General features: G+C 39.6%; 16 protein-coding genes. 8 read left to right on the forward strand and 8 right to left on the reverse strand.

Going from position 1 to position 17,475, the window contains the following annotated elements; genetic code table 11:
- Positions 1–31: 31 nt before the first annotated feature.
- Positions 32–1,201: a site-2 protease family protein gene (locus KV40_RS27540; RefSeq protein ID WP_052056014.1), complete on the reverse strand. Its 1,170-nt coding sequence runs from the start codon at positions 1,199–1,201 to the stop codon at positions 32–34.
- Between the two features lie 311 nt (positions 1,202–1,512).
- Here KV40_RS27540 and KV40_RS27545 point away from each other — a divergent pair, with 311 nt between their 5' ends.
- Entirely contained in the window at positions 1,513–1,995 is a 483-nt protein-coding gene (locus KV40_RS27545; protein ID WP_036487937.1) for a 2TM domain-containing protein, read from the forward strand.
- A 50-nt stretch (positions 1,996–2,045) separates the two neighbouring features.
- Here the strand turns inward: KV40_RS27545 and KV40_RS27550 are convergent, their stop codons facing one another.
- Positions 2,046–2,408 carry a hypothetical protein gene (locus tag KV40_RS27550; RefSeq protein ID WP_036487940.1) on the reverse strand — a complete coding sequence of 121 codons (363 nt, stop codon included), beginning with the start codon at positions 2,406–2,408 and terminating at the stop codon, positions 2,046–2,048.
- A gap of 170 nt (positions 2,409–2,578) precedes the next feature.
- The gene (locus tag KV40_RS27555) at positions 2,579–2,875 is read right to left on the reverse strand and encodes a hypothetical protein (protein ID WP_036487943.1); all 297 of its coding nucleotides are present in this window, start codon (positions 2,873–2,875) and stop codon (positions 2,579–2,581) included.
- A 149-nt stretch (positions 2,876–3,024) separates the two neighbouring features.
- Between KV40_RS27555 and KV40_RS27560 the strand changes: the two genes are divergently transcribed.
- The 3 genes from KV40_RS27560 (at position 3,025) to KV40_RS27570 (ending at position 5,939) form a co-directional block, all read left to right on the forward strand.
- Positions 3,025–3,774 carry an A/G-specific adenine glycosylase gene (locus KV40_RS27560; protein ID WP_081942956.1) on the forward strand — a complete coding sequence of 250 codons (750 nt, stop codon included), beginning with the start codon at positions 3,025–3,027 and terminating at the stop codon, positions 3,772–3,774.
- 74 nt (positions 3,775–3,848) lie between these two features.
- Complete coding sequence (locus tag KV40_RS27565; protein WP_036487945.1) at positions 3,849–4,586, forward strand: 16S rRNA (uracil(1498)-N(3))-methyltransferase; 738 nt, start codon at positions 3,849–3,851, stop codon at positions 4,584–4,586.
- 141 nt (positions 4,587–4,727) lie between these two features.
- Positions 4,728–5,939, forward strand: a complete 1,212-nt coding sequence (locus KV40_RS27570; protein ID WP_036487947.1) for a DUF3747 domain-containing protein — start codon at positions 4,728–4,730, stop codon at positions 5,937–5,939.
- A 116-nt stretch (positions 5,940–6,055) separates the two neighbouring features.
- Here KV40_RS27570 and KV40_RS27575 read toward each other — a convergent pair whose 3' ends face one another.
- The gene (locus tag KV40_RS27575) at positions 6,056–7,597 is read right to left on the reverse strand and encodes a hydantoinase B/oxoprolinase family protein (RefSeq protein ID WP_036487949.1); all 1,542 of its coding nucleotides are present in this window, start codon (positions 7,595–7,597) and stop codon (positions 6,056–6,058) included.
- Positions 7,598–7,894: 297 nt separating this feature from the next.
- Here KV40_RS27575 and KV40_RS27580 point away from each other — a divergent pair, with 297 nt between their 5' ends.
- From KV40_RS27580 to KV40_RS27590, 3 genes are all read left to right on the forward strand, one after another.
- Entirely contained in the window at positions 7,895–8,932 is a 1,038-nt protein-coding gene (locus KV40_RS27580) for an expansin EXLX1 family cellulose-binding protein (RefSeq protein WP_036487951.1), read from the forward strand.
- Between the two features lie 279 nt (positions 8,933–9,211).
- The gene (locus KV40_RS27585) at positions 9,212–11,026 is read left to right on the forward strand and encodes a carbohydrate-binding protein (protein WP_036487953.1); all 1,815 of its coding nucleotides are present in this window, start codon (positions 9,212–9,214) and stop codon (positions 11,024–11,026) included.
- A gap of 143 nt (positions 11,027–11,169) precedes the next feature.
- Positions 11,170–11,397 (forward strand): hypothetical protein, encoded by a 228-nt coding sequence (locus KV40_RS27590; RefSeq protein ID WP_216595751.1) that lies wholly within the window; start codon positions 11,170–11,172, stop codon positions 11,395–11,397.
- A 337-nt stretch (positions 11,398–11,734) separates the two neighbouring features.
- Here KV40_RS27590 and KV40_RS27595 read toward each other — a convergent pair whose 3' ends face one another.
- Positions 11,735–12,658 (reverse strand): fatty acid desaturase family protein, encoded by a 924-nt coding sequence (locus tag KV40_RS27595; protein WP_036487955.1) that lies wholly within the window; start codon positions 12,656–12,658, stop codon positions 11,735–11,737.
- A 99-nt stretch (positions 12,659–12,757) separates the two neighbouring features.
- Between KV40_RS27595 and KV40_RS27600 the strand changes: the two genes are divergently transcribed.
- Positions 12,758–13,480: a GntR family transcriptional regulator gene (locus tag KV40_RS27600; RefSeq protein WP_036487957.1), complete on the forward strand. Its 723-nt coding sequence runs from the start codon at positions 12,758–12,760 to the stop codon at positions 13,478–13,480.
- 41 nt (positions 13,481–13,521) lie between these two features.
- On the opposite strand, the gene KV40_RS27605 is transcribed toward KV40_RS27600, so the two are convergent.
- From KV40_RS27605 to KV40_RS27615, 3 genes are all read right to left on the reverse strand, one after another.
- Positions 13,522–14,847: an MATE family efflux transporter gene (locus tag KV40_RS27605; protein ID WP_036487959.1), complete on the reverse strand. Its 1,326-nt coding sequence runs from the start codon at positions 14,845–14,847 to the stop codon at positions 13,522–13,524.
- A gap of 177 nt (positions 14,848–15,024) precedes the next feature.
- Positions 15,025–15,834, reverse strand: a complete 810-nt coding sequence (locus KV40_RS27610) for a hypothetical protein (RefSeq protein WP_156114210.1) — start codon at positions 15,832–15,834, stop codon at positions 15,025–15,027.
- Between the two features lie 454 nt (positions 15,835–16,288).
- A complete protein-coding gene (locus tag KV40_RS27615; protein WP_036487964.1) occupies positions 16,289–17,254 on the reverse strand; it encodes an NAD(P)-dependent oxidoreductase in 966 nt (321 codons plus the stop codon).
- Positions 17,255–17,475: the final 221 nt, after the last annotated feature.

The raw sequence follows: 17,475 nt of genomic DNA on the forward strand, positions 1-17,475 counted from the left end.
AATGCTTCAGCTATTCGCTGGAGTTAAGAACTTAATTTACATAAGTTTTTTCGGGCTTTTCTGGATCGATAACAACTTCTTGAGTTTTTTGTTGCCCTTCTTTTTCCATAAGTCTTACGATCGAAGCCTTTTCTAATAAGCCAACTACCGTAGCATCTTCTCTAACTACGGTCAATTCACCGATGTTTTTAGTTTCAATTAATTTGGCTACTTCGAGTAAAGAAGTATCTGCCGCAATAACTTTATTTTCTGCTACGGGTTTGGCTAATTCTTCTATTCGTACTTGATTCCAATCAGAAGTAGGAATTTGTTTTAAATCTTCTGATAAAATTGCTCCCGTTAATTTCCCTGCTTCATCGGTAACTAAAAACTTTTTCCAGCGAGTTTGTCCGATTACGTAATCGTTCACAAATTCTCTAACAGTTAAACTACCAACTACTACTGGACTATTGGGTATAACTGCATCCTCAGCCGTATAGCGGTCTAATTTTTCCTGTACTGTAGCTGATTGTGCCGCAAATCCAGCGTTTCTCAGTAAAAACCAACCAATAAGCAGCGTCCAAAAACTACCACCAATAGGGCTAAGACCTAAAATAGATAGTCCACCAATGACAATGGCTATCCAACCAATAACCTGACCGACTCTACCTGCAAAGATTACTCCTTTATTAGGATTACCTGTAATCTTCCAGACAATCGATTTAAGTACGTTACCGCCATCTAAAGGAAGTCCTGGAATGAGATTGAATAATGCCAGAATTAAATTAATCGAAGCTAGTAGTTGTAAAATGGCTTCTACAGGTGCGGGAAAGGAAAAGCTAACGGCGACAAATGCAAATAAGCCAAATAGTAATATGCTAACTAACGGTCCAGCGATCGCTACCAAAAATGACTGTAGGGGAGTATCCGATTCTTTACCCAATGTAGCCAAGCCGCCAAAGATAAATAAGGTAATCGATTTAACGGGAATACCTTGAGCGATCGCCACCAAGCTATGACCTAGTTCGTGAGCCAATACCGAAGCAAATAAAAGTATTGCTGCAATAAAACCTAATATCCAGGGTAAAAAACCTGATAACTCGGGAAAGCGCGTTAAATTCGAGCCATAGCTCAATGTCACCAATCCTAAGACAAAAAACCAGGAAGGATTGATAAAAAAGGGAATGCCAAATAAATTGCCTATGCGGATATTACCGTTCATAGGTTGTCCTCCTATATTTAATTTTACGTAACGAAAATTTTGGATAAATAACTATAATTGCGTTTATTTTCGCTGTTAAGTTTGTTTGATTACTACTAGCTAAAAGTTTTTTAAAATAAATAATAAGTTTATTAGTAGCAGCGTAACTTGAGTATCTACTAAAAATTGTAACGAAAGATTAACCTCTATTGATTTTCATAGAGTAGAGTAAAAACCGTCAACTAGATTACGGTATCGACTAGAGGGACTTTAGGCATAATAGTAGTATGTAGTGGAGAGCTACCTATTTACCTTACTATCCATATACAGCCGTGCATTATCCAGAATCATATAGCTCAGAAGATATCCAGCAAATTTTACAAGTAGCGATCGCTCGCAGACAAAATAAGGAAGAATTGAGCAGGGAACAGCTTTGGGAAATTGCTTCTGAATTAGATATCGATCGCTCCTCAATTGAAACTGCCGAACGCGACTGGTTAGAGCAAAAAGCGATCGCTCAAAAACGTCAAGAATTCAACCTGTATCGTCGGCAAACATTTCAGCAAAGGCTGACTAAATATCTAATTATCAATACTTTTCTAGTTTCTTTTAATCTCTTGCTGGCTGGCGTAGCTTCCTGGTCGTTATATGTAATGCTATTTTGGGGACTGGCACTGGCGTTAAATGGCTGGAAAGCTTACCAAACTCAAGGAGCAGATTACGAAAGAGCTTTTCAACGCTGGAGTTTCCAAAATGAGGTTAAACAGACTTTTGTGAGTTTATGGGACAAACTGCAAAAAGCCTGGCAAATTTAGCTACAAAAAACACAAATAATATCTTCGAGCGATCGCCTGCTATAGCTCGACTACATTTGAGTATTATCAAAGCCGAAAAACTGTTTCAACCATTCAAAAAAAGCGGCAACATCGTTAGCTGAAACTTTTAGCAAAGAAAGAATTCCCGTAGCAATTAAAATCGTACCGAATAAAAAATTGTTTTCATATAAAGCCAAACCAACAATTACCACAAAATAGGGAGACACGATACGGCTAATTTTTTCGACGGTATTGACTAGTTCTGACTCTGGAACTACCTGCGGTTCTGCTTGAAAAAGGGTGTCCGACTGGGAAGCGGGTGCGGATAAAGTCTCTGGCGGTGAAAGTTGGATATCCTGTAAGTTTTGTGGCTTTTCCGATCTTTGTGATTTTGCAGATTGCTTTCCAAACATAGCTTTTTTCCGAGTCGCTCTATCTTATCTGTTGTTTAGGATAGCTCGATTTTTGTTTGCTGGTTACTAAAAATAAAAAACAGAAAAAAAGAGAGACTAGATCTCTCTATTATCAATACTTTATTTTTGTTTATTTATCGACAGACAAATGTTAGTTTGAATTTAAACAATTATTTTTCTTCTACATAAGGCTCTGGTTCTACAGGGTAGTTGTCAAGACGACCTGATTCATCAACAGTATAACCATCAGTGGTTTTCATCCCCGTACCAGCTTCTTGTTCTTTTTCCGCCTCTACCTGTTTAACGTTCTGTTCTACATCTGCACCAGAAGGAATTTTTGCATCGGGAGGATTTACTGCTGTAGTCTGAGCGGTCTGTACGCCTGTTTGTTGCCCTGGCGCACCTTTACCCGCTTCAGCATCATCGGGATTAGTTCTAGATACAACTTTCTTTTTTTCTTCACTCATATTAATTTTCAACTATATTTCGATCGTTATTATTAATCTAGAAGCTCAATTGGCTTTTAAAAATCTATCTTCAGCCTTAAAAACACAAGATTGTCGCTCTAACTAAAAAATTTTATTTAAAATACAACTGAACCCAACCACTTAGCCTCATGAATAATGCGATCGCGCTAGGCGCGCTGGCATCGCCAATCGCCAAGAAAAACACAAATTCGATCGCCTCTAGAGAACAGCAAATTAACGAACTACTCGTTCCTGAAAAAGTTAGCTGGTATCGTCGCAAGCTGCTAGCCTGGCAAAAAACTAACCTTAGAGACTTTCCCTGGCGACAAACTAAAAACCCCTATCAAATTTTAGTAGCGGAGTTTTTGCTGCAAAGAACCGATGCGGTTACGGTTTTACCCCTTTACGAAGATTTTCTCCGTCGCTATCCTACTTTAGAAATTTTAAGTCAAGCAAAAGTAACTGAAATAGAGAACTTTTTGCAACCTTTGGGACTTTTCTTTCGTGCTTCTAGACTGCACGAAACTGCCAACATAATCGCCAACGAGGGGGGAAAAGTACCAAACTCAGAAATACAATTATTAAAACTACCAGGAATAGGAAAATATACGGCGCGTGCGATTTGTGCCTGTGCCTTTAACCAACCTTTAGCGGTGCTGGATACCAACGTAGCTCGCATTTTAGAACGCTTTTTTGGTTTGCAGGGAGAACGAGTAAAATCCCGTTGTAAACTACTCTGGCAGGCAGCAGAATTAACTGCACCGCAGAGAAAAGTCGGTCGCTGGAATCTAACTTTACTCGATTTTGGAGCTAAGGTATGTACTGCTAGAAAACCTGCCTGTAGTAACTGTCCGCTTGCTAAAAAGTGTAATTGGTATGCTAGTATTCATAGGCTTTAAGCTTTAAAAAAGTAATAAATAATAGGTAATAAGTAAATTATTTTGACTTGATACTTGCTACTTACTGCTAACTCTTGACCTACCGTCTAACTATAGAAAACACTCAAATACGCGATCGCCAAATTACTCTAACGCCAGCGCAACAGCATTATTTACTTAGAGTATTAAGATTGAAGACGGGCGATCGCTTTATTGCTATGAATGGACTCGGTCAAGCCTGGAGCGCAGAAATTAGAGAAACCTCTGCCAACATTATCGAACCACTAGACATTGACAACGAATTATCGCAGTCAATCACCTCGATCGCTGCCTTACCTAAAGGTAGCGGTTACGAACAAATAGTACGCTGCTGTACGGAGTTGGGAGTAAATAATTTTATTCCCGTAATTAGCGATCGCACCATTCTCAAACCCAGTCCGAATAAAGTACAACGCTGGCGTAAAATTGCTGCCGAAGCTGCCGAACAGTCAGAAAGACAAATCGTTCCCTATATTGCCACTCCTGTCTCCTGGCAAGAAGCTTTAAATAATACGGCAGATTTATCACAAAAATTTCTTTGTGTAGCCAGAGGCGATAAACCATCTTTAGCAAAATGTTTGCAGGAAGTAAGCGAGGGAGAAATAGTTATAGCTACTGGTTGTGAAGGCGGCTGGACAGAAGCAGAAATCGAACTAGCGATATCTTTTGGCTATCGACAAGTTAGTTTGGGAAAGCGAATTTTACGCGCCGTTACCGCACCGATAACCGCTTTGGCGATCGCAGGAGCTATATTAGAGCAAAATAATTGGGGAACATTTAAATTAGACCCTTAGTCAATTAAGTTTCGTTGTAATTTAAAACGCGATCGCTTTATCGCTTTTCGGTTTGAGGTTAACAAAAAAATTTGGATTATAGAGGACGAATTTAAAGTTTTGAGTTTTAATCGTATTCGTTACCACAATAAGGTAGATACTATGATTTCTAGCAGATTAAAAACAGCAGCAGTCGCCACAGCAATCTTTAGCAGCACGGTACCTTTTCTCGCCGCCAAAGCAGTAGACGTAACCGAGACAGACGTACCAGAACAGCAAGTAGCAGCTATTGCCGTTCCCGCAGGCAGTATTGGCTATAACCTGGCGGTCATCGAACAAATTCCAGGTCAACAGAAATGCTGGAGTGAAAGCGGTTCTCAACCAACTATTATCGATCCACTGTGGACTACCTTTGATTTTACAGGTAGCTGTAATCGCGCTACCGATAGTAACGGCTATTCGGTGCGCCTCGACGGACAGGATACCAGTCTCGATTATTTGTTGAGTATAGTTCCCAAAGGAGACACGTTACAGTTAGTGGCTCAAAACCGTAACGACCGCTCCCGCACGGTAATTGGTACAACTTTTGGCGAACAAAAAGGTGAGTACCACAAAATATATTTAAATCCAGGCTGGGAACTGACCAAAAAAACTATCGACGGCAATGTTCTCGGTCACTATTACCTGAGTGGTGACAGTGCGGCGATCGCTGCTGCTGGTGATGCTCCTCCTACTCCACCTACTACAGTAGCTACTAGTTTTAGCGACACCAGTAGAGATATCTATGCCCAGGAAATTGAAGATGCCGTAGCACTAGGCTTTATTGCTGGCTTTGAAGACAATACTTTTCGTCCCGAAGAGTCTTTAACCAGAGAGCAACTAGTATCGATGGTATTTGGAGCTTTAGAAACCACTGGTAGTGTAGAGGTTCAAACACCCAACGAAGTTAACACTCAACCCTATCCCGATGTGGCTGCCGATCGTTGGAGTGCGGCAAAAATTGAGTGGGCAAAAAACCAAGAAATTGTGGCTGGTTATCCCGACGGTTCGTTTAGACCAGAGCAACCCGTTACTAGAGCGGAGTTAATCGCAGTTTTACAAAATGCTGCCAAATTTGCCAAAACCCAGCAAGGAATGGATGCAGAGCTAGTAACCAATCGAGAAGCTACTAATTTTACCGATATTGCAGGTCATTGGGGACAAGATTTGATTAGCAAAATGTCGGCTTATTGCAATGTTGCTTCGGCATATAACGAAACTGGTAACAGTTTTAATCCCGATATGGCTTCTGGACGTAACTATGCGGCTGCGGCGACTCTAAGAATGCATGAGTGTATTATAGACGAAACAGATAAAGCCGCGATAGACCAGTAAAAAATCAAGAGCATAGGAACGGGGCTAGGGGCGCTCTTTCTACTGGAGAAGTTCTTCCCCGTCTCCTTGTCTCCTCGTCTCCCAATCTGTAGCATTCTTTTTTGGATTTCATATTACTATTCTTCGCCATACCCACCACCACCAGGGGTTTCAATAACAAACACGTCTCCAGGCTCCATTTCTGCCGTAGCCGTACTGTCTAATTCTCGATCGGTTTTGTCCGTTTGAATATAGTTTTTACCGACTTTTCCAGCCTGTCCGCCTTTTAGCCCAAAAGGAGGGACTAGGCGATGGCTCGATAGTATTCCTGCCGTCATCGGCTCTAAAAACCGAAGTTTTCTAACTACGCCATCGCCACCTACATATTTACCTTTACCGCCACTATCTTGACGCAAGCTAAAGCTTTCTAAAAGGACGGGATAGCGAGACTCCAATACTTCAGGATCGGTAAGTAAAGAATTAGTCATGTGAGTTTGAACGGCATCGGTACCATTAAAATTTGCTCCCGCACCAGAACCGCCACAAATCGTTTCATAATACTGATGTTTGGCGTTGCCAAAAGTAAAATTATTCATCGTTCCCTGAGAAGCAGCCATTACACCCAAGGCTCCGTAGAGAGCATCGACGATAGTTTGAGAAGTCTCTACATTACCCGCTACCACAGCCGCAGGATAGGTAGGGTTGAGCATACAACCTTCGGGAACGATAATTTCTAGAGGTTCTAAACAGCCATCGTTAAGAGGAATATCATCATCGACTAAAGTGCGAAATACATATAATACTGCTGCTTGAGTAACCGCACGCGGGGCATTAAAATTGCTATTTAGTTGACTGGAGGTACCAGTAAAATCAATTGTTGCCCGGCGTTTACTTTTATCTATCTCTACTCTTACCTGAATTTTTGCCCCACTATCCATTTGGTAAACAAACTCGCCATCGTGCAGCACTTCAATTGTTCGTTGGACAGCTTCTCTGGCATTATCTCGCACAAACTTCATATATGCTTCGACTACATCTAGTCCGTAGTTAGCTACCATCTTGGTTAATTCATTTGCACCGCGATTATTAGCAGCAATTTGAGCTTTAAAATCGGCAATGTTGCGATCGCTATTTCTAGCTGGATAGGGATGATGTTCTAGTATTTCTCTAACTGCGGCTTCTCGAAACTTACCGCGATCGACTAACAAAAAATTATCGAATAAAATGCCTTCTTCTTCGATAGAAGTACTGTAGGGAGGCATCGAACCTGGTGTAATACCGCCAATATCGGCTTGATGTCCGCGAGATGCCAGATAAAAAACTGGTTTAGCTTCATTTAAAAAGACGGGAGTAATGACGGTAACATCTGGTAAATGAGTTCCGCCATTATAGGGATTATTAGCTAAATAAACATTTTCTGGTGCAATTGTCTCATTTGTAGCTGCGATTAAACTTCTAACGCTGGCACTCATCGAACCCAGATGAACGGGAATATGCGGAGCGTTTGCGATTAGAAAACCAGAACTATCAAAAATAGCGCAAGAAAAATCTAATCTTTCTTTGATGTTTACCGATACCGCCGTATTTTTCAGCACTATACCCATTTGCTCGGCAATAAACTGATAGAGATTTTTAAAAATTTCTAAGCGGACGGGATCTGGTTGTAATGATGCAGACATCGAGAATAAATCAATAAAACCTAAATATTGGGCTGTTTATTTAGTTTATTGCCTTCTGCTTGTTACTTACTCTATCTATGTCAAAAGTTATACTTTTTTCGCTTAAAAACTGTACGTAGTGTCTTTGTTGGTAAAAATTAATACCTAAGACGTATATCTAAATACTTACCTGCTTTTTTACATGTATCAAATAAGGTGGTTGCGGTCGTGGGCAAATAGAGCGATTTTCAACTTTTTTAATTGTCAACTCGGATGCTATAAGATGCGCCGAAATAAGTGGTATACAGGAGTGTATTAATGTATGATGTAAATTTTTCTGTCTCCGATCGCTGGGATAGTGGTTTTGTCGGTCAAATGACAGTCAAAAATCAAAACAGCAGCAGTTTAGATAATTGGACTGTTGAAGTTAAAACCCCGTTCAAAATTAAACAAATTTGGGATGCGGAAATCATTAGCCAAAAAGGAAATAAATATACGATTGGCAATGCTCGCTGGAATAATGAAATTAAACCCAATGGTAAAGTAACTTTTGGTTTTGTAGGCGAAGGAACACCTGGTAAGCCACAAAAACTTGGGGTCGATGGAGCGACTTTTGATAGTCCGAGCGTTGATTCGAGTATTATTTCCTACTCCAATCCCAATCTGGGTAAAGAATTAAAACTAAATAAAAATTACCAGGGAAGAGCGACATTTTATGATGCGGGAAATCCTGCTGGGGGCAAAGGCAACTCTGGTTACGACGTACCGCCTAAAAGCGAACTAGACGGTGTGGCTGCGATTAACAACGTGCAGTGGGATGGTTCGGATGCCAGCGGTGCTTTTTTAAAAGTATCTGGTCCCAAGCAGAGAAACGGAGAAGCAAAACCAATTATCGTTCAGGTTACGGATTTACTTTACGAACGGGCAGACGGTTTAGATTTGAGTGCCCAGGCTTTTGCTAAAGTTGCCGATCCTGTTACGGGGATAGTTAATATTGACTATCAATTAGTAGGTCCCAAAGATAATTTTAAAACACCTTATGGCTATACGATCGGTCAAGGTGTGGTGGCTGAAGGAATACCCGATAGTAATCCCTGGTACGCAGCAGTAAGGTTTAACAATCATCGCTATCCCATCGAAAGTGTCAAACTCAAAACCGATAATGGCAGTTTGATACCTTTACAAAGAGAATCAGACAATCGCTTTGTTTTAAATCGGCAGAATAATCCCCTCTACGGCGCACAGGATTTGGTTGCCGAAGATATTTTCGGTCAAAAAATTACTTTAGATAATCTCAACATTACCAATGGTAGTGGTGCTGACGTAATTACTGGCGAACAGTTTGACATGGTCTAAACTTCGGCAGGTTAAAAGTTTTGGTTCTACCGAACCTACAACGTTGAGCTTTGCTAAAAACTAGATCTGCAAAAGTTTTTAGCGAAAAGATAACAATAGCAAACGCTTGAAAATGCAAAGCTTTATCTGCTAAAGCTTTCGGGCGTTGGTTTTCAAGTTTAGATTACTGACTCGCTAAAGCTATAGTTTTAAGCTGCGCTTTTCGTAAATGGCGAAAAAGTTTCGTCGTGCCTTTGACAGCAATATTTTTAGTTAATTTAATTTATCGCTTGTAGCTATATGGATATTGATTCTTCAACAAATTTACAAACTCCTTTTAACGGAGAGCCATTTACTATTGGCAATAATAACGATCCCCTTCAGGCGCAAAACTTTGACAAAGGTGGTGTAGGTGTCTCATATAAAGATCTAGATCCAATTAATAATGGCGGTGACTATCGGCAAAACGAGGGTGTAGACATCGATAAAACTAATGATGTTAGTGGCGGTCATCATCTTGGCTGGTTGGCAAGCGATGAATGGTTGGAATACACTACAGACGTTAACCAAGGCACATACGATCTTAAATTTAGAGTTGCCGCGCCAAATGACACTTCTGGTTCTTTAAATGTCAAGCTAGACGACAAATTGCTCGGAAAAGTTACTGTTACTGGAACTAATGGCTGGGAAAATTGGCAGACAATAGAGCTACCAAATGTCGAACTCGATGGTGGCGAGGATAAAATTCTGCGTCTGGAAGTTGGTGATGGCGGTAACTTTAACCTTAATTGGTTAGCGTTCGAGCAAAAAGACGCTAACAATGGCGCAAACGATAAAAACAATAAAGTTGAAAACGTTACTGTTGAAAGTAAATCTTCTGTCCTCAACGCAGTTGAAGCCCAAAATACTAATAACGTTAACACGAGTAATGTTAAAGCTCGCAGCGCCAATGATTTTCTCGACTCAATAGGAGTTATAGTTCAAGCAGGAAACCGAGAAACTGCCTATGGTAATTTCGATTCAGTTATCAAACCCAGGCTAGATGAATTAGATGTTCGTCATGTAAGAACCAATGTAAGCCCAGATGACAACAAAACTATTACCAGGCTTAAGGAATTGGCAAAATTAGGAATTGAATTCAATCTGGTTATGGATCCACGAGAACTCAGTCCTAATGAGTCTGTCGGGCTGGTAGAAAAGTTTGGATCTGCAATTGAGTCAGTAGAGGGTCCTAATGAATGGAACCATACCAGAAAAGAAACCTACAAAGGTCAAAACTTTCCCGAAGGACTTCGCAACTATCAAGCAGATCTTTATCAGGCAATAAAAAGCGATCCCGATACTGCTAATATTCCAGTGATCGCTCCTGGCTTGTCTAATGCTTTCGGAGTCAAAACCGACGTAGCAGAGTTGGGACAAGTAAAAGCCGATTTTAATAATGCCCATCACTACCCGTCTGGCAAACAACCATACAACGATGAGCTTTTCTGGCATTTGCCTATTTACTATAAGATTGCTGGTGGGGACAAACCCCTTATCGTTACCGAAACTGGATATTTTAACTCTGTGCAATATCCCAAAGGGGTATCGGAAGAAGCGGCTGGTAAATATTTACCAAGACTGCTATTGGAATATTTCAATCTTGGCATCGAACGCACCTATATTTATGAATTAATCAACGATCGCTCCAGCGATAGCAGAGAGTTCAACTTTGGCTTGCTACAGTCTGATGGTTCTAAAAAACCTGGCTTTGTGGCGATCGAAAATATGATTGATATTTTAGACTCTGGTGGTGCGGGTAGTTCGGGAGGCGGAAATAGTTTGGACTTCGCCCTTCAAGGAGATACGAAGAATATTCATCAAACTCTCTTATCCAAACAAAATGGCAAATTTTACCTGGCTTTATGGCAAGAAGTGCCTAGTTTCGATCTAAATAGCAATTCCAATATCAATGTACCAGCCAAAAACCTGACCGTAAATTTTGGCGGCAACATAAAACAGGCAAAAGTATACGAACCTAACATCAGTAAAGAGTCCCAAAAAACTGCGAGCAATGTAAATTCAATGGATATTTCAGTATCAGATAAGGTAACGCTTTTGGAGGTGAATGCTTAATTTTTTTGATACGGTTATCGCAGTACGTTTATTAGTAAAAAACTAGTAAAACACAAGGTGACAAAGAGAAGTCCGCGATCGCAGAAATTTCTCAGTCACCTTTTCTCTATTTGTCTGGCTCATATAAGTTTTCCTGTAATGCATTGAAAGATAAAGATGCCAAAAAACTACGTTCTGCCAATTTAACCTCAAACGCCAATCAAATAGTTGAAATTCTTAAATACAATCCATATCGACCACCTTATAAAAAACTTTCTGGTAATCTACGAAGTTATTTTCTCGACGTATTAATATTCAGCGAGAGGGATACCGAGGTTTGCTCGGCATATCCAATCGAAGCTTTAGCATCGTTTGGTTTATTCGATAGATGAAGAAAATAAGATTGCGAAGGTAGTTTTTGTTTGGTCGCATTATGGAGAATGAAATGCGATCGCGCTTATTTTAATTCGAGCAAGCCTATAATTATGTGTCAATTTTACCTGGGGCAATGGGAATTGAAGCAGAATTGAAATCAATATCGAACGATACCTTGAAATTTCTTCGATCTCGATCGCTTTTTATAAAACTTTAGTCTTTTCTTTACTTAGCCTAAAATAAAAAAAATTGGCGAGGATAAAAAATATCCCGCCTTGCGTTTTAAAAAAACATTATAGAGATCTCAAATATATTTGTGAGGAGAGAAAATAGCATACATAATGGCATTCTCGCCTACAGAAAACTGTTAACAATATTTTGATTTACTCTTATATAGCCCTTATCGATAACTTTAAAATGCTCTTTAAGCTGCTGGTGTGCCTGGGGTAAGGCATGAAAAGGAATAGAGGGATAGAGATGATGTTCGGCGTGAAAGGGCATATTCCACATTAAAAATTTTATGGGAAACCAAGTTAGAGTAGTCCGAGTATTAGTTGAGGAATTATTGTCATTACTACATCCCGTATGTTCTGCTAAAAGAATTGCTCGTAAAATTGGCTGTCCGACTGCTAGCGGTAACAACCAGTAGATAATAAACCAAGGTTGATGAAAAAGTAAGGAAACAGCGATCGCGCCAGCATAAACAGCAAGCTGTAAGCGAGCAGAAAGAACCACTTCAGCTTTGGCATTTTCGGTAATGTACGGGCAATTATCTAATTTTCCCGTTACTAGACGATAAAAGGTTTTAATTTTACCGTTCCACCAGTTAAAACCGCTTATTTCTCTTAAATATTCTCTAAAATTCGCCGGTTTGGGATCTTCTAGTTCGGGATCTTTACCTTCTATCTGAGTATAGCGATGGTGCCACTTATGATAGCGACGATAGTAGGTGCTGTTATAGCCAGATAAAACGCCAGCAATCCAGGCGATCGCATCATTTAAGCGGTTATTGGCAAAGGCGGTACGATGTACGCATTCATGAACTAGAGCAAACATCGCTGCCAGACTAAAGCCGTAGACAACCAACATCGGTAGAGCTATTAACCAGCTATTTAGATTGTGACTCCAGAAATAACCGCTCGTTCCCATAATGGTTAGGTGTCCCGTCAAGCGTACTAAACCTTGCCAGTTAGAGCGAACGTTTAAATCTTTTAATTCTTCAACCGCTAAAATTTTTGTAGCTTTAGATATTCCAGATGACATGATAGTTGTTGACATAGAAAACTTATTATAACAAGTTACTTTTTATTATCATAAGCCAACCTGATAAAATTGTTCGGCAATCTATAAAAAAAATTTAGTTTTTAGAATTATCTAGTGACTTCGCCACTGCATTTGGTTATCTCCGAACGACTGCGCCAGCAAATTGAGAATGGCGAGTACGTTCCTGGTGCTAAATTACCTAGTGAAAGCCAACTAATCGAAGAATTTCAAGCTAGTCGCATTACAATCAGGAGAGCGGTCGCTAACTTGGTAAAACAGGGTTTGGTAGTTACCCATCAAGGTAAAGGAGTTTTTGTTACCGAAAGGCGTAAAGTCGTCTATACCCTTTCCAATCCGTTGACATTTCTCGAAGACGATCTAAAACGCCAGCAGATCGAACTGAAGCTAAAAACCGTTGTTTTTGAACCCGTCACCGTATCCGAAGAAGTCCAAAAAATCTTGCAATTACCCAAAGACGAACCTATTGCCTATCTGCAAAAAAAAATCTTGCTTGCCGATGGAGTGCCTGGATGTGTAGACATTACCTATATTTTGCCTAACATTGGCAAGAGGCTAGCACCGCAGTTAAAACAAAACATGACCTTTCCCATACTAGAACAAAACAATATAGCAATAGAACGAGTCGAGGCAGTTATCGAATGTACCAATGCCAATCTCGAACTAAGCGAATATTTAGAGGTACCATTGGGTCATCCCCTGTTGGTTTATCGACATACTGCCTATACAGCGAACGATCGCCCAATAGTTCACGGTGAGTCAATTTCCAGGGGCGATCGCTTTTGTTATGCGATCGGTCAGCAAAGAAATAAAATCTAAAATTCAGTAATGGGAGTTAGGTAAATTTAACTCGCTATTCTTTAAGCGCGATCGCAAGTTTGTTGATTCCAAATATATGCCCCGATACCTACTGCTAAATTTGCCAGGCAAGCTGCACCAAAAATACCTATTACTCCAAACAAGCTACTGCCTACATAAGCCAGGGGAACGTAAATAACTATCATCCGCGCTACGGTCATGACTACCGCAGGGAAAGGTTTACCTAAAGCATTAAAAGTAGAGCTAGAAACCAAAATTACGCCATAGGCAGCATAACTGATAGGCACTAGGCGCAGATAGAGACTGGCAGTAGCAATTACTTCAGGGGTGCGATCGAAGATTGCTGCCAGTTGCGGTGCCGCTAATCCTAAAAATATGGCGATAAATATTCCCCAAAGCAGACAAAATATAAACGATAGTCTCAATGCTTCCTTAACGCGGGCATATTTTTGCGCTCCCCAGTTTTGCCCTACAAAAGGACTAATACTAGCCGATAGAGCCATCAAAGCAATAATGGCAAAAGACTCAATTCTCGAAGCAATACCAAAACCAGCTACCGTTTCCGCACCATAAGCAGCTATTAAACTAGTGATAAAACCAATAGAAATTGGGTTGACGGCGTTAGTTCCTGCGGCTGGTAAACCTACATGAAGCACTTTTTTCCAACAGCCCCAAGTTTGGGCAATGGGTATCCGCCAGAGAATCATTTTTTCTGAGTAGTGTAATACCCATAAAGATGCTGCTAGAGTTGTGGCGCGAGAAATTACCGTTGCTAGCGCCGCACCCTGTAAACCTAAAGCAGGAACTACACCAAAACCAAAGATAAAAATAGGATCTAAAGCGATATTAACCACCGATGCCACAGTCATAATTAGGCTAGGAATAAGGGTGTTACCAGCAGCGCGTATCGCACTGTTACCCACCATCGGTATGACTAAAAAAATCATGCCCCAATACCAAACAGTCATGTATTGTCGAACTAGAGGCAAAATAGTTTCGTTAGCACCCAATGCGGTAAATAGAGGATCGATCGTTACCAGTCCAATTGCGACAAAAATTCCTACTACCGCGAGTGCCAGAGTTAAACTATTTGTAGTCAAAACTTTTACGTGGTGGCGATCGCCTTCTCCGATGGCGCGAGCAATTACCGAAGATGCCCCTACACCCAAACCCAAAGCAATACTGCCCAACACCATTACCACGGGAAAAGTAAAGCTCATCGCGGCAAGTTGGTTAGTTCCTAACTGGCTGACAAAATAAGTATCTGCCAAATTAAAAGCTACAATGGCAAATACGCCCCAGACCATTGGTAAAGTTAGCTTAGTTAATTGAATACCAACGCGCCCTGTGGTTAACTTTTGTTGCATTAGCGAATGAATTTAAAAAATATCGAGATTCAATAAACTAAGTCTAGTAAGTTTATTGAAAAAATTCCCAAGTGCCGCAACTAGTTAATATTATTTGGCGATTGACAGGCGATCGCTAATTATCTCTGTCTTTATACTAAATCCGATTTCTATATATTCAATGATATAGTTTTTAGCTTATGCCAGATCGATCTCGCGATTGAAACGTTTTCTTTTTTTAAGATAATTAATTCCTAACAAACTTCCTCCAGAAAGTAATAGTCCAAAGCCAGGAGAAAATTCAAAAGGAACTTCCTGAAAATTTGTGATGACCGTAGTAGAGTTATCAAAAACTACATCTCCTGCAAAAAAGATATTGCGTCCAAAGTTGCTATTGCCATTAACAGCTTCATAACCAAGCTTAAATTCCGATACATTATTCATTCTAAAATTAACTGAATGCTGCTCTTGCTGTTGAGTAAGAGTTCTTGAGTCTGTAGGATTGGTAACTTCTCCAATTGGTGCGGTAAATTCAACTCGGTCGATAAAAGTATCTATAGTTAATGCTGTTGCTGGATTTTCTGTAACAGTATAGTTACTAGTTGAATATAAAGTGATTTTTTCTTGACCATCAGCAGGACCGTCAATATCGTAAACACCAAAATCGATCTGACTTACAGTAAACGGAGTATCTGTGCCTGTTTTTACAAAACTAAATTTAAATTTAGTAGACGTACCATTACGAAGATTAATGCTGCCGTCATTACCATTAGCAATTCCATTGTAACTAGTATTTACTACGTTATAACTATTTAAAGTGGTAATAACCATATCCAAGGTAGTTCCATTGTCGATAGCAACGTTGTTATATCTCATTGTTGCACCAACACCATTAGCATCTCCATTAGTCAAGTTGCCAGTTACACTACTAAAGTCTAGTTGAACTCCATACACGGGAGATGCACCAGAAGCAAAAATCATCAAGCTTAATAAAGAATATCTATTCACAACTCGCTTAATGTTCGGAACAAATATTTTTAGCATGTCAATATAAATATATTTTTACTAATATATACGCAGACATACTAATTATTTATTGGTGGCATCGAATCAGTGTTTATGTCGATATTTCAACTCGATCGATTGTAAAAATAGTTGAAAACACTGTATTTTTTGGGTATGGCAATAAACACTTAGACAAAATTTTTTAACAAACATATGAGTTCGGCAAATGTTTTTTTGAATAAAGTTTGGATGCTAAAGATTTTAAAAATATTTGTAAACGAGAAAAAATGCTTTTTTTCTTTTCTTGAACTCAAATATCCAATTTTTATAACTTATCAAGTTTATATTTTTTGTACAGCAATCCTCGATAGCATCAGGATTATCATAGCTTCAAGGCTTTAAACACTAGAAGTTTAAAAGGTAAAGCAAATGTTTTTGACTTGTTCGATGAAATTATTTAAACTTTAGAAATCTTCATCAATTCTTCGATAGTAGAACAGTAATTATTTAAGCCAAAACTTACAGGGGTAACAGGATTTTGATAAGTAAAATGGCGGTATTCTAAAGAGAACTTACTCCAAGAATCCATCTGAATGTGGAAAATTTTGATTATTATATTAGCCAGCCAAATATAAAGCGGTATTCGCAAATAAATCCTTTTATTTAAATAAGCGCAAATTTCTGCGATCGCACGATCGACAGTTAAGGCAGGATTACCCAAGACCAAACGCTGTACTAAACCATCTTTTTCTAATCTTCTGGGTATAATTTCGTGATTGTTTACCAAATAAGCAACTACTAGGGCAATATCTCTAGCATGGATATAGTGAAAGCTACCATCAACTCTAAACCAGCGAATTAGATCGATCCATTTAATTACGTCTGCTAAACCCGCGCTTAAATGAGAATAAGGTTTGTCGCGATCGCCACCAAAGACTAAAGTGGGAAATAAAGCAATAATTTTATCGGCAATTTCACACTGCGATAGTTGGACAAAACACTGATACTTAGTGCGAATGTAATCGTGACCAAATTTCTCTGCTGCTGGCAATAAGCGATTGTGGCGGTCTAAAATGCTGGCTGTAGAAAAATAAATAACTCGTTCGCAAACATTAGGGTTGAGCAGATTAATTAGAGCTAGAGTTTTGTCCACATTAATATCATAGGTTTCTCTCGTGCCTCCCCAGGCAGTTGCAGCCACAATAGCTACATCGATATTTTTAAGTAATAAATCGCTGTATTCTTCTATGTGGCTCATATCGCCCTGTAGAAGATGAACTCTGGCGCGATCGAGACACTCTAACTTTAGCTTTTGCGGATTTCTTACCAGCAAATATAGTTCGTGGTCGGTCTGTTGAATCAAGGCTTCGGTAATGTAGTGACCTATACACCCACTGGCACCAGTAATAAAAATCCGCTTCATGAAAATATTAGATTAGTAAAGAAAAACGAATACGATACATTCAGTGAGGGCGATCGATCGCCCCTACAAAAACATTATTCGATTTGGTGTTACTTCACCAGCTTTACTCAAAAAAATGGGGACAAAGAATAAAGAAAATTGGGCGTTGCATAGCTACAGGATGATTTCGAGGAAATATAATTGTTTTTTTACTTACCGAGTAATATTTACCAAATAATTAG

Origin of the sequence: Myxosarcina sp. GI1, from assembly GCF_000756305.1 — a bacterium.
Taxonomy (GTDB): domain Bacteria; phylum Cyanobacteriota; class Cyanobacteriia; order Cyanobacteriales; family Xenococcaceae; genus Myxosarcina.

Excerpts from the sequence above, each read along its gene's own strand:
- KV40_RS27615 (WP_036487964.1), bottom strand. The coding sequence starts at position 17,254 with ATGAAGCGGATTTTTATTACTGGTGCCAGTGGGTGTATAGGTCACTAC.
- KV40_RS27595 (WP_036487955.1), bottom strand. The coding sequence starts at position 12,658 with ATGTCAACAACTATCATGTCATCTGGAATATCTAAAGCTACAAAAATT.
- KV40_RS27580 (WP_036487951.1), top strand. The coding sequence starts at position 7,895 with ATGTATGATGTAAATTTTTCTGTCTCCGATCGCTGGGATAGTGGTTTT.
- KV40_RS27555 (WP_036487943.1), bottom strand. The coding sequence starts at position 2,875 with ATGAGTGAAGAAAAAAAGAAAGTTGTATCTAGAACTAATCCCGATGAT.
- KV40_RS27560 (WP_081942956.1), top strand. The coding sequence starts at position 3,025 with ATGAATAATGCGATCGCGCTAGGCGCGCTGGCATCGCCAATCGCCAAG.
- KV40_RS27605 (WP_036487959.1), bottom strand. The coding sequence starts at position 14,847 with ATGCAACAAAAGTTAACCACAGGGCGCGTTGGTATTCAATTAACTAAG.
- KV40_RS27575 (WP_036487949.1), bottom strand. The coding sequence starts at position 7,597 with ATGTCTGCATCATTACAACCAGATCCCGTCCGCTTAGAAATTTTTAAA.
- KV40_RS27550 (WP_036487940.1), bottom strand. The coding sequence starts at position 2,408 with ATGTTTGGAAAGCAATCTGCAAAATCACAAAGATCGGAAAAGCCACAA.
- KV40_RS27570 (WP_036487947.1), top strand. The coding sequence starts at position 4,728 with ATGATTTCTAGCAGATTAAAAACAGCAGCAGTCGCCACAGCAATCTTT.
- KV40_RS27540 (WP_052056014.1), bottom strand. The coding sequence starts at position 1,201 with ATGAACGGTAATATCCGCATAGGCAATTTATTTGGCATTCCCTTTTTT.
- KV40_RS27585 (WP_036487953.1), top strand. The coding sequence starts at position 9,212 with ATGGATATTGATTCTTCAACAAATTTACAAACTCCTTTTAACGGAGAG.